General features: G+C 70.6%; 9 protein-coding genes. 5 read left to right on the forward strand and 4 right to left on the reverse strand.

The window, feature by feature from the left end; genetic code table 11:
- Positions 1-212: 212 nt before the first annotated feature.
- The 3 genes from OV207_RS20270 (at position 213) to OV207_RS20280 (ending at position 4,118) form a co-directional block, all read left to right on the forward strand.
- The gene (locus OV207_RS20270; protein ID WP_267556770.1) at positions 213-2,399 is read left to right on the forward strand and encodes a serine/threonine-protein kinase; all 2,187 of its coding nucleotides are present in this window, start codon (positions 213-215) and stop codon (positions 2,397-2,399) included.
- Positions 2,400-2,463: 64 nt separating this feature from the next.
- Positions 2,464-3,279, forward strand: a complete 816-nt coding sequence (locus tag OV207_RS20275; protein WP_267556772.1) for a hypothetical protein — start codon at positions 2,464-2,466, stop codon at positions 3,277-3,279.
- 17 nt (positions 3,280-3,296) lie between these two features.
- Positions 3,297-4,118 (forward strand): hypothetical protein, encoded by an 822-nt coding sequence (locus OV207_RS20280; protein WP_193348594.1) that lies wholly within the window; start codon positions 3,297-3,299, stop codon positions 4,116-4,118.
- A gap of 10 nt (positions 4,119-4,128) precedes the next feature.
- Here OV207_RS20280 and OV207_RS20285 read toward each other — a convergent pair whose 3' ends face one another.
- Entirely contained in the window at positions 4,129-5,106 is a 978-nt protein-coding gene (locus OV207_RS20285; protein ID WP_193348593.1) for a 3-oxoacyl-ACP synthase III family protein, read from the reverse strand.
- 6 nt (positions 5,107-5,112) lie between these two features.
- Positions 5,113-7,029, reverse strand: coding sequence for a thiamine pyrophosphate-binding protein (locus tag OV207_RS20290; protein ID WP_193348592.1), 1,917 nt, complete (start codon positions 7,027-7,029; stop codon positions 5,113-5,115).
- A 393-nt stretch (positions 7,030-7,422) separates the two neighbouring features.
- On the opposite strand from OV207_RS20290, the gene OV207_RS20295 reads away from it, so the two are divergent.
- Entirely contained in the window at positions 7,423-7,836 is a 414-nt protein-coding gene (locus OV207_RS20295; protein ID WP_120535874.1) for a hypothetical protein, read from the forward strand.
- Positions 7,837-7,941: 105 nt separating this feature from the next.
- Positions 7,942-9,762, forward strand: coding sequence for a hypothetical protein (locus OV207_RS20300; protein WP_267556774.1), 1,821 nt, complete (start codon positions 7,942-7,944; stop codon positions 9,760-9,762).
- 24 nt (positions 9,763-9,786) lie between these two features.
- Here the strand turns inward: OV207_RS20300 and OV207_RS20305 are convergent, their stop codons facing one another.
- Both OV207_RS20305 and OV207_RS20310 read right to left on the reverse strand, forming a co-directional pair.
- Positions 9,787-10,362 (reverse strand): GNAT family N-acetyltransferase, encoded by a 576-nt coding sequence (locus tag OV207_RS20305; protein ID WP_267556775.1) that lies wholly within the window; start codon positions 10,360-10,362, stop codon positions 9,787-9,789.
- Between the two features lie 88 nt (positions 10,363-10,450).
- Entirely contained in the window at positions 10,451-11,680 is a 1,230-nt protein-coding gene (locus tag OV207_RS20310; protein WP_193348589.1) for an ABC transporter permease, read from the reverse strand.
- Position 11,681 lies beyond the last annotated feature (1 nt).

Below are 11,681 nucleotides of genomic sequence, written 5' to 3' on the forward strand. Positions count from 1 at the left end.
AGGGCGTGGGCAGCAGGCCCACGCCTTTGCTGGTTGAGCACGGCTTCATCGACTTCAGGCGCCCGGGTCCTCTCGCGAGGGTCCGGGCGTTCGAATGTCCGGGGGGTGTCCGGGGGTGGAGGGCTCGCGCCCTGGCGGATGGGGCGTGCTAGCGTGATGCCCCGCTTCGCGGGTGCGTTCGCACCCCTCTGTCATCAGGACACGCCCCATCCATGACGCGCTCGGCTGACGGTGAGCTGCACATCGATTCGGTCCTCCGGAATACCTACAAAGTCGTCTCCGTGTTGGGTCGGGGCGGCATGGGGTCGGTGTTCCTCGCGCAGCACCTTCGGCTGCCGGGCAAGCACGTGGCGGTCAAGGTGCTTCGCGTTGGCGAGCACGTGAGCCCGGACGTCCACATCCGCTTCCGGCGCGAGGCGGAGATCGCCTCCCGGTTGGGGCACCCGAACATCGTGGAGGTGCTGGACTTCGACACGCTGGAGGACGGCAGCCCGTTCCTGGTGCTGGAGTACCTGCGCGGGGAGAGCCTCCAGGACCGGCTGCGGCGCGGGCGGCTGTCGTTGGAGGAGGTGTTCTCCTTCACGCGGCAGATGGGCTCCGCGCTCCAGACGGCGCACCGCGCGGGCATCGTCCACCGCGACCTGAAGCCGGCGAACGTCTTCCTGGTGCCCACCGACTCCGGCGGCGTGGTGGGCGAGCGCGTGAAGCTGCTCGACTTCGGCATCTCCAAGGTCATGTCGTCGGAGACGGTGCAGACGCAGGACGCGGTGCTCATCGGCACGCCGCAGTACATGTCGCCGGAGCAGGCGATGGGGCGCAACCGGCAGATCGACGCGAGGACGGATCTGTTCGCGTTGGGCGGCATCGTGTTCGAGATGCTCTCCGGCATGTCGCCGTTCGGCGGAGGTTCGCTGGCGCAGATCATCTACCGCGTGGTGCATGAGCCGCCGGTGTCGCTCGCCACGTTGATGCCGGAGCTGCCGCCGAACGTCGCCGCGGCGGTGGCGCGTGCGCTGGAGAAGAACCCGGATCAGCGCTACCAGGATGTCGCGTCGTTCATCACGGACCTCACCGGCGCGACGCTCCAGTCGTTGCCGGAGACCGAGGAGATGCGCGTGGCGCGGACCTTCACGCGCACGCAGCAGCCGTCCGGCATCGCCCTGCCCTCTGGCATCGCCCTGCCCTCCATGGCGCAGGACGACGCGGCGTCGCTGGGGGCGACGATGGCGCCGGTGAACAGGGCGCCCGCGCCGGCCACGGGCCGCTTCGGTCCGGACGCGGATGACATCGGCTTCGAGGCGACGATGGCGCCTCGCGGCGGTACGGCCCACTACGGGCAGCAGGCCCCCGCGCCGTCCGACACGATGGGCTTCGGCGCCACCCAGATGCCGTCCAACGGCTCGAACCCGGGAGTCGTGGGGTCCTCGGGTGTGGCCTTGCCGGCGGCGCCCCAGGGAGGCGTCGCGGGACAGTCCTTCGCGAACGGCGGGTTCCCTGGACAGTACGTCGCTCCGGGCAGCCTCGGTGGACAGCCCGCCGTGACGGGAAGCACGTCAGGACAGCATGGCGTTCCGGGCAGCTTCGGTGGACAACAGGCCGCGCTCGGCAGCCTCGGTGGGCAACAAGCCGCTCCTGGCAGCCACGGTGGACAACAGGCCGCGCTCGGCAGCCTCGGTGGGCAGCATTCAGCGCCCGGCAGCCTCGGAGGACAACAGGCCGCCCCCAGCAGCCTCGGTGGGCAGCATTCAGCGCCCGGCAGCCTCGGTGGGCAGCACCCGGCTTCCCTGAGCGCGACCGGTGCCCTGGCGGCTCCCGGTTCTTCGACGCTGCCCGTGGAGGCTTCCGCTGCCGGCAAGCCGAAGTCGCGACTGGTGCCCATCATCGGCACCGCCGCGCTGATCATCGGCGCCGTGGGACTCGGCTGGTGGCTGCGGCCTTCTCCGCCCGTGGTTCCCCAGCCCATCGTGAGCGCACCACCTCCTCCGGCGCCCCTACCGCCCCCGATCAACCCGACCCCGCCGCCCCAGCCTCCACCCATCGCGGTGGCGCCCACGGTCACTCCCCCCCCGTCACCGCCGCCCGTCGCCCAGGTGAAGCCGACCGTGGCCACCGCCCCGCAGAAGCCGTCCAGCATGAACCCTCCCAACAAGGCCTCAGCCGAAGCCCTCAAGGACGCACGGCTGGCGTTGGCGAACGGAAAGCTGGATGAAGCGGTCCGCAAGGCCCAGCGCAGCATCAGCGATGGCTTCAACCTGTCCGCCCAACTGCTGCTGACCCAGCTGCGCTGCATGCAGAAGGACCTTGGCGCGGCCCGCTCGGAGTGGAACAAGCTGCCCAGGCCGTTGCAGCGCAAAGCCGAACAGTCGTGTCAGAAGTACGAAGTAGACCTGAGTCTGTGAGCTGGACCCGTCCGTGCGCCAGGACACCACCGTGTTCGCGCGCGGGATGAGGGGGAGGAATCGCGTGAGAGTCGTCGTCGCAGTGGCCGTGCTTTGTGCTGTCCTGGGCACCCTGCCCGCCCGGGCCGCGGCGCCCGTGGAGGCCGGCAAGGTGTTCGTGGGTCCGCAGGGAGAGCTGGTGGCCGTCGTGCCGCTCACGCCCCGCGAGCAGAAGAAGTTCCTCGTGCGCATCCAGGGCACCGGCTCCGTGCTGGACGGCCTGGTGCTGCCGTACACCCTCAAGGACTGGAGCAGCGTCGGCACGTCCCGGCTGAGCTACACCACCCAGTGGCGCGGCCGGAACTACTCGCCGCTCACGCTGGTGGGGCCGCGCGCGGAGCTGCACTTCCCCGGCGGCCCCGGCAATGGAGTCACCGTCCAGTACGACGAGGCGCGCTCCCAGAAGCTCAAGCCGGAGGAGGTCTACGCGCAGCACCAGCAGCAGACCCAGAGCGGCCAGCTCGCGAAGCTGATGGCCTTCGACCGCAAGGCCGAGGAGGCCGTCCACGACACCGGCTACGCGGAAGCCCTCCAGCAGATGAACACCGCCTGCGCCACGACCGTGGCGGGCACCATCGACTGGGCCACCGTCACGGAGCCCCTGCTCAAGGACGCGAACATCACCCGCTACTGCGCCTTCCCGCTCAGCGCGCTGAAGGCCATGTGCGCCACGTCCGAGGAAGCCCGCCGCACGGTGAAGGCCCGCCTCCAGCGGATGGACTGCCGCTTCGGCGCTGGCCTGGAACCGGCCCTGCAAGGAGACCGCTTCGTGTGGACCACGAACACGGAGGCCTCCAGCCAGGAGAAGGCCGCCACCCGCTACTTCAAGAAGAACCTCTAGCCCCACGCCCGCACACCATGATCATCCAACGCGTCCTCACCGTCGCGGTGCTCCTCGCTTCGAGCACCTCCGTCGCCGTCGAACCGCCGTGGGGCAAGGCGGAGAACCTGGGGCAGCGCATGCTCCTGGAAGCCACCTCCGTCTGCACCGACGGCAAGGGCCACTACGTCGTCGCCGTGCCCCGCGAGGAGACGGAAGACCTGGAGGAGCAGCTCTTCTACGGCGACGGCAAGCAGTTGGTGGTGGTGCCCCGCCCCCCCGGCTTCCTGCCCGGCACCCTGTTCATGGATCCGCGCTTCTTCAACCGCAAGGGAACCGCCGACTACCAGGGCATGGACCTGCGCGTGCATTCCGAAGTGTCCCTGGACACCAAGGAGCGCACCTGTTCGCTGCGCTGCGGCGAGCGCAAGGTGCCCCTGGAGCTGCTGCCCGGCACGGCGGCGCGCGAGCTGCTGCGCAAGGCCACGTACTCGCCCAACCCGCAGAAGTACGTCCCGCACGCGCTGCTGCGCGACTCGAACGGCACGTACTACTACGTGGACAAGGGCTTCACCGCCGAGGAGTCACGCAACTTCCGGGTGTTCATCGGACCGCGCGGCGACCTCAAGCCGCAGAAGATGACCAACGTGGTGGCGGACTCGGAGGGGGAGATCTTCACCACGAAGAAGGGCCAGCTGCGGCTCGTCATCGACCGCGCCCAGACGCCCGTGTGGATTGAGAACCCGCGCAAGGAGGTCACCCTGCGCAACGTGCCCGTGGAGCAGAACCTGCCGCTCATCTACAACGAGCTGGGCGTCTACACGGGCATCCGGCTGGGCACACCCTGCGACGACCAGTAGCGCCCACGCCTCAGACGCGCACCAGCACGGCCATCTGGTGCGCGCCAATGCCCAGGCCCACCATCACCAGGTACTTCGTGCGCAGCCGGTGGTGGAACCGCGCAAGCGTCACCGGGATGGACGCGTGCACCATGTTCCCGAAGTCCTCGAAGGTGTCCACGTACTCGCGCGGACGGATGGCCTGGGCCCAGTGGTCCATCAGCTTGCGCGTGGCCTGATGCGAGATGAGCGTCACGTCGTCGCGTGACACGCCGTGCTTCGCCAGCAGTCGCTCCACCAGCCGGGGAGGACCGTTCATCCCCGACGACAGGAACGCCTTGATGCCGCCCGTGGGCGCCAGGCCGTAGGTAGGGTAGCCGAGCCCCGACTCCGGCCGCGCGCCCATCGTCATCGCGCCGTACTCGTCGCTGAAGGTGTCCGCCGCCCAGTCCACGAGCGTGAGCCCGCCTCCGGGCTCCGAGGCGCCCACCACCGCGGCCCCGGCGCCATCCCCGATGCCGATGGCGTGGCCCTGCGTGTAGTCCATGTTGCGCGTCCAGGCCGCGCCCACCGCCACCAGCGCGTACCGGATGGAGCCCGCGCGCAGCGCCTCCCACGCGAGCACCACGCCCATGAGGAAGTTGACGAAGTCCGCCTGCACCGGCACCACCAGCGCCCCCTGCCCCAGCCCCAGCTCCTGGTGCACGGCGTAGAGCGCGTTGGGCGTGATGAACTCCGACACGGACACGTAGCCGTAGAGCCGGTCCACGTCGGAGGCCTTCAGCCCCGCGACCTGGAGCGCGGCCGCGCCCGCCTTCGCGGTGAGCGATGCCAGCGACTCGTCGGGCCCGAGCACGCGGCGCTCGCGGTTGCCGTAGAAGAGCGCGACCTCGCCGCCCCCTTCCGCGGCGGCGCGGCGCAGCGGCTCGAAGAGCGGCTCGTCGTTGCCGCGCACCCGGGCGGGCAGCGCGGCCCCCGCGCCCAGGAGCGCGAACGAAGCGGACGTCATGCGCTGCTACTTCCCGTCGGACGCCACCGCGGCGAAGCGGTCGCCGTACGGCGGCACCTCGCGGTAGTCGATGTGCGCGACGATGACCTGCGGCTGGCCCGACGCGTCCGCGCGGCGCAGCACTTCCGGCAGCAGCGCGTCCAGCTGACCGGGCCCGTCCACCGTGTAGACCTTCGCGCCCAGCGACTCCGAGAAGCGCTCCAGGTCCGGGTTGCCCAGGCCGTAGAACTCGTCCTCCAGCGGATACGCCGTGTCCTGCATGTGCTCGGCGTGGTTCACCATGCCCAGCGCGTTGTCGTTGAGCACGATGGTCACCGTGCCCACGCGGTAGCGCGACGCCGTGAGCAGCTCCACGCCGTTCATCAGGAACGCGCCGTCACCGACGACGGCCACCGCGGCGCGCTCCGGCCGGCCAATCTTGCCGCCCACGACGGCGCCGCAGGACCAGCCCATGGACGTCAGACCCGTGGGGTAGAAGATGCGCGCGGGGGGAGACACATGGAGCAGGTGCGACGTCCAGCCCGTGCAGTTGCCGATGTCGATGTAGAGGTCCATCTCCGGGCTGAGGTGCCGATCAAGCTCCGCCAGCAGCTGCTGCGGCTTCACCATGCCCTTCGCCTGGGGCGCGCACACGGCGGGCGCGGGCTCATGGAGCGCCATCACCTGCGCCCAGCGCTCCTGCACCCGCGCGCCGCTGGACGGGCCAATCATCTGCCCCAGCTCCGCCAGGCCCGTCACCACCGACCCCGCGTCCGCCACGATGGGCAGCCGCACCGGCAGCAACTGGCCGATGTTCGCCGCCTCCACGTCCACCTGGATGACGTGGTGGATGGACTGGAAGTACTTGTGGAAGCTGCGGCTGGCCCACTCACCCAGGCGGCTGCCCAGCACCAGGAGCACGTCCACGCCGTCGCGCAGGTACGCCTCCACGCGCTTGCTGCCGCCCAGCCCCACCACGCCCAGGCACAGGGGCTCGCGCTCGGAGAACAGCCCCTTGCCGCGCAGGCTGCTCGTCACCGGGATGCCGTGCTGGGTGACGAACGCGTTGAACGCGTCGCCGTGCTCCTCCATGGCCGCGCGGGCGCCGGCGCCCAGGAGGATCAACGGGCGGCGCGCGGTGCGCAGCATGGAGAAGGCGGCGCGCAGGTCCTCGAAGGGGGCGGCGGCCGGACGCGCGCGGAAGGCCCCGCGCGTGGTGGGCACCGTCGCGCGCTGGATGGGCTGGCGGGCGACGTTGGTGGGGATGCTCAGGTGCGTGGCGCCGCCGGGCAGGCCCTGCGAGGTGCGCATCGCCCGCTGCAACAGGCGCGGCAGGCTCTGCGCGTCCACGACGGCCGCGGAGCTGGCGCAGGCCTGGCGGAACATCTCCACCGTGTTCACGCCGTGCGTGCTGTTGCTCTCCTGCATCGCGAACAGGCCCACGCGCTCCGTGGACACGTTGCCGCTGATGGTGAGCAGGGGCACGCCGTCCAGGTGCGCGGACGCCACGCCCGTCATCGCGTTGGTCGCGCCCGGACCCGCCGTCACCATGCACACGCCCAGCTTGCCCGTGGCGCGCGCGTAGCCGTCCGCCATGAACGCCGCGCCGCCTTCGTGCGACGCGATGATGAAGCGCATGGAGCCGTGCTTGCGCAGCGCCTGCTGAAAGGGCGCGAGGTTGCCGCCAGGGATGCCGAACACGGCCTCCACCTGCTCGGCCTCCAGGTGCGCGAGGACGCAGTCGGCGACCGTCAGGTCCTCCACCGTCTTGAAGCCGCGCGCGTTCGCCTCCCCGTACATCGGGATGGGGTCGCCGTGGCGCGCCTGCAGCCCGTCCATCGCCTCCGGCGCCGGCGTGTCGTGACGGAGCACGTTGAGGGGCAGCTCCGACCGCGACGCGGACGACGCGGTGATCTGCAGCTCAGCAAGCGAGGAGGTCGACATCGAAAGGCTTCTCCAAGGCCCCGGGTCCCAACCGACTCGAAATTCCACTTCGAGTCGCTGTCACCGAGTCGGGGAAACCCCCGGTGCACGCACAGTCTTGCGGGCTTGCTGCAAAGATGCAGCTGCCTTCTAGCCGAGCAGTTGGGCAGTGGGAAGTAATTTCTCATGGAAAGTTCGGCTGAGGCTGGATTCTCACACTTCAGGACAGATTGCGCTGTCCAGGGCCAAACGTCTTCCTGTCTTCACTTGGAGAACGGGTTTCGCGCGCGCGTACGGAAGTGTGCCGCGTCTGGATCCACGAACGCATCAGGTTGCGCTAGGCTCCAGGGGCGCACGCGCCCTGGCTATTACAGAGGGGCGCACGCGTCCGACGAATCCAACGTGGGGGTTGTCATGATCGAGAATCTGCGGACGGAGTACGGCTTCAGGATCAATGCACCTGGCTACATCCTGCTTCCCGAAATCACGGCCTGGTTCAACGACCTGCGCACGAAGGTGGCGGTGAAGAAGGGCCGGCCATTCGGGCTGATGGTGGACATCCGCAGCCAGCGCGCGAATCCGCCCGAAACCCAGGACGTCATCAAGCAGGCCATGGTCTGGCTGAAGCAGAACGGCATGGTGCGCTCTTCGGTGGTGCTCGACAGCACCGTGGCGCGCCTGATGATGGTGCGCATGTCGAAGCAGAGCGGCGTGTACGAGTGGGAGCGCTACATCGACGCGTCGAAGGATCCCGACTGGGAGCACAAGGCGATTGACTGGATCGTCAACGCGGTGGAGCCCTCGAAGGAAGAGGACGCCGCGGCCTGAAGTTGACCCAACCCCCCGGGTGATGGCGGTGAAGGCCCCGCAGGCCCACCGCCTCCCCTGACGGGTTGGGGCCGGATCCTCCCTGATTCACAAAAGCCCCAACCCATGAACTCCGGGTCCCAGCGGACGCCGCGCGGGCTCCGGCACTTCGCCTTCGTCGTCCTGGGGCTGCTCAGCCTGCACTGCGCGTCCGTGGAGCCCTCGCGTGCACGGGCCCCCGACGCAGCGGACGGCTCCTCCTCCCCTGCCCCTGCTTCGCGCACGCTGCGGGTCCGCGTGTACGCGGACGCGGAGCACCGGGCGCAGGTTCCCCACTGGGAGCGGGCCTTCAAGGACCGGCTCCAGCGCGCGAGCGAGGCGGTGCGGGGGCCACTGCGGGTGACGTTCGCGCTGGAGTCGGCGCGGGCCTGGGACCGGCGCGGGTCCGAGGGCTCCCTGGAGCCGGTCGTCGTAGCGCTGGAGGCGTTGGATGCGGGCGAGGACGTGGACCTCGTCGTCGGGCTGGTGTCCGCGCCGTCGGTCTTCAGCGAGTCACAGCACGAGCTGGGCTTCGCGCGGGTGCTGGGACGGCACTGCGTGCTGCGGGGCATCAACGCCACCGTCCCGGTGGAGGCGCGCCAGCACCTGGAGGTCTCCGCCCTGCTGCATGAGTGGGCACACACGCTGGGCGCGCTGCACGTGCGCGAGCCGCCCGGGTGGATGTCGCCGAAGTACGACGCGGCCCGGTCGGGCTTCGACGCCCGGACCACGGCGCTGCTCGCGGCGGGCTTGCGGTCGCTGCCTCGGGCCCGGGTGGAGCTGGAGGCCCAGCGAAGGTGGGCGCGCGAGCTGAAAGCGGTGTTGGCGGGCATGGTGGGGCCGGCATGGGACGGGCCGGAGCGTGACTTCCTCCTCGCGTGGACCGAGCGGGTCCGCGGGGCCCACGCGGTGCTGGGGCCCGAGGGCGCGCCCAGGGCGTTGACGCCACCGGAGCGCCAGCGCCTCGCGGAGGTCATCGCGCTGGAGAAGGCGGGGCGCGCGGAGCTGGCCGCCGAGGCCCTGGAGCCACTGGCCCAGGGACACCCCCACGATGAACGCGTGCAGCTGCTCGCGTGCTACCTCGCCGTGCACCTCACGCCGGCCTCGCCCTCCACGCAGGAGCGCTGTGAGCGGGCCATCACGCGGTTCCCCGACGAGCCCTCGCTGCGCATGAACGTCGCGCTGCTCCACCTGCACGCGGGCCGGTTCGACGCGGCGCAGGACAACCTGCTGGCGGCCCGGCGGAACCTGGAGGCCCGGGCCGACGCGGAGCCCTCGCTGTGGGCGGACCTGGCGGGACTCTTCCTGCGCGCCCGCTGCGTGACGTGGGCGGAAGAGGCCGCGGCCCGGGCGCCCGGGCTCGCCGCTTCGGACACGGTGCTCGAACAGGCCCTCCGGGTTCGGCGCCAGGTGGCGCTGCCGGAGCGCTCCGACGCGGGCGCCGGCCCCCCGCCGCCCGCGGACTCCGCGCCCCGGGTGGCCCCCTCACGGGAAGGGGCCCTCGTGCGCGAGGTCTTCGACATCGAGTCCCTGCTGCACACGGGCTCGTCCAGGACCGCGAGCGCTCGCATCACCGCGCTCGCCCAGGCGTTTCCGCGGAGCCCTTCCGTCGCGCTGGTGCAGTGCGAGCTTCACCTGCTCCAGGGGCGGCTGGCCCCCGCGCGCAGCGCCTGCGAGCGCGTGCTCGCCGCGCGGGAGGACGCCGTGCAGGCCCACCTGATGCTCGGCGTGCTGGCGACGAACACGCGGGCGCACACCCGCGCGCGGGCTCACCTGGAGCGCGTCATCGCGCTGGAGCCCACGCGCACCGAAGCCTGGCACCTGCTCGCCCGTGAGTACCGGGGGACGAAGCACCTGGGCCTGCTCAAGACCCGCTACCGTGAGCAGTTCGCGCGCGAGCTGCCGTGACGCGCGCATGAAGCCGCGTGCGCCCTACGTCGCGAGGGCCGCTCGCCACTCATCCTCCAGCAGCGACAACATGTGCATGTCGACGAACCCCCCGCCCGGCGTGGGCTGGTAGCTCCGCAGCACACCTTCCTGGCGGAACCCCGCGCGCGTCAGCACCCGCAGCGAGGCAGGATTCCGCACCGACACCAGGGCTTCCATGCGGTGCAGTCCCATCTGCTCGAAGCCGAAGCGCACCATCACGGGCAGCAGCGTCTTCATCACGCCCTGTCCCCACACCCTGCGCGCCACCATGTAGCCCACCTCCGCGCGCCGGGCCTTCACGTTCCAGTTGAAGAGCGACAGGAAGCCCAGGGGCTTCTCATCCTCCCGGGAGAACAGCACCCAGCGGATGGCCTCGCCCCGGCGCATCGCCTCCAGGTCCACCGCCAGCTTCTCGCGGATGATCTCGGGGCGCAGCGGCACCTCCAGGTTGAGGCTCCGCGCGGTCTCCGGCTCGCCGTACATCGCGACCATTTCATCCGCGTCGTCGCGCGTGATCAACCGCAGACGGTACGGCTCGGGGGCCTCGGGCGACGACAGCGGGGAGGAGGACGTGGTCATGGGGGTTCACCCGTGCGCAAGGGACCCGCGCACGCTACCGATCTTGCGCGGGCGCCGCCATCGCGCTCGTGACGGCCTCCCTCACGCCCTACTCCGTGCGCATCGCCTCCACCGGGTCCAGCTTCGCCGCGCGGGAGGCCGGGTAGATGCCGAACAGCAGCCCCACCCCGCAGCTCATCCCCAGCGACAGCGCCACGGCCCAGGCGGGCACGCTCATGGGGAACAGCAGCACCCACTTGCCCAGGAACACGAACCCGAAGCCCAGCCCCACGCCCAGCAGCCCGCCGAAGAGCGACAGCAGCACCGCCTCCGTGGCGAACTGGCCCAGGATGCGGCGGCGGCGCGCGCCCAGCGCCTTGCGGATGCCAATCTCCCGCGTCCGCTCCGTCACCGACATCAGCATGATGTTCAGGATGCCGATGCCGCCCACCACCAGCGACAGCAGGCACACGCCCACGCCCGCCAGCGCGATGACCTGGGAGAGCTCGTTGAAGGAGGCCGTCATCGACTCGTTGGTGTGCACCTCGAAGTCGTTGGCCTCCTGCGGCGTCAGCTCACGGCGGCGGCGCAGCAGGTTCACCACCTCGTCCTGCGCCTTCTGGAACAGGCTGCCGTCGCGCGCCTGGACGGCGATCTCCACCGAGCGGTGCTTTCCGTAGAGCTGCTGGAAGGCCCGCATCGGGATGGCCACCTGGTTGTCCTGGCTGGCCATGCCCATGACGCTGCCGCGCTTCTGCAACACGCCGATGACGCGGAAGGGCCGGCCCTTCAACCGCACGTCGGAGCCCACCGGATCCGTGCCCGGGAACAGCGCGTCCGCCACGTCCACGCCAATGACCATCACCGGGCGGCCGTCCAGCGACTCCGTCTCGTTGAAGAAGCGGCCGTTGGTGACCGCCACCCCGCTGGTCGCCAGGTACGTGGGCTCCGTGCCCAGGATCCTCACCGACGGGTGCGTCTCCCGGAAGGCCGTCGCCAGCTTCTTGCCCCACTCCATGTCCATGGGCGTGGCCGCGCCCACGGAGGGACACGCCTCCAGGATGGCCTTCACGTCCTCGCCGTAGAGGTCCTTGCGCTTGGCGTACTTCGCCCAGTTGATGCGGCCGAAGCCCGTGGGCCACTTCGTCACCTCGAAGGTGTGCGCGCCCAGGCTGCCCAGGTTCTTGTTCACCTGTTCGCGCAGCCCCTCGATGAGCGCCATCATCGTGATGACCGTGGCCACGCCGATGACGATGCCCAGCAGCGTCAAGAGCGAGCGCAGCGGGTTGCCCAGGAACGTGCCCAGCGCCAGCCGCAGGTTGTCCAGGAACGCGCGCATC

It is taken from the genome of Corallococcus sp. BB11-1, from assembly GCF_026626625.1.
In the GTDB taxonomy this organism is placed as follows: domain Bacteria; phylum Myxococcota; class Myxococcia; order Myxococcales; family Myxococcaceae; genus Corallococcus; species Corallococcus soli.

Excerpts from the sequence above, each read along its gene's own strand:
- OV207_RS20290 (WP_193348592.1), bottom strand. The coding sequence starts at position 7,029 with ATGTCGACCTCCTCGCTTGCTGAGCTGCAGATCACCGCGTCGTCCGCG.
- OV207_RS20310 (WP_193348589.1), bottom strand. The coding sequence starts at position 11,680 with ATGCGCGCGTTCCTGGACAACCTGCGGCTGGCGCTGGGCACGTTCCTG.
- OV207_RS20295 (WP_120535874.1), top strand. The coding sequence starts at position 7,423 with ATGATCGAGAATCTGCGGACGGAGTACGGCTTCAGGATCAATGCACCT.
- OV207_RS20300 (WP_267556774.1), top strand. The coding sequence starts at position 7,942 with ATGAACTCCGGGTCCCAGCGGACGCCGCGCGGGCTCCGGCACTTCGCC.
- OV207_RS20305 (WP_267556775.1), bottom strand. The coding sequence starts at position 10,362 with ATGACCACGTCCTCCTCCCCGCTGTCGTCGCCCGAGGCCCCCGAGCCG.
- OV207_RS20270 (WP_267556770.1), top strand. The coding sequence starts at position 213 with ATGACGCGCTCGGCTGACGGTGAGCTGCACATCGATTCGGTCCTCCGG.
- OV207_RS20285 (WP_193348593.1), bottom strand. The coding sequence starts at position 5,106 with ATGACGTCCGCTTCGTTCGCGCTCCTGGGCGCGGGGGCCGCGCTGCCC.
- OV207_RS20280 (WP_193348594.1), top strand. The coding sequence starts at position 3,297 with ATGATCATCCAACGCGTCCTCACCGTCGCGGTGCTCCTCGCTTCGAGC.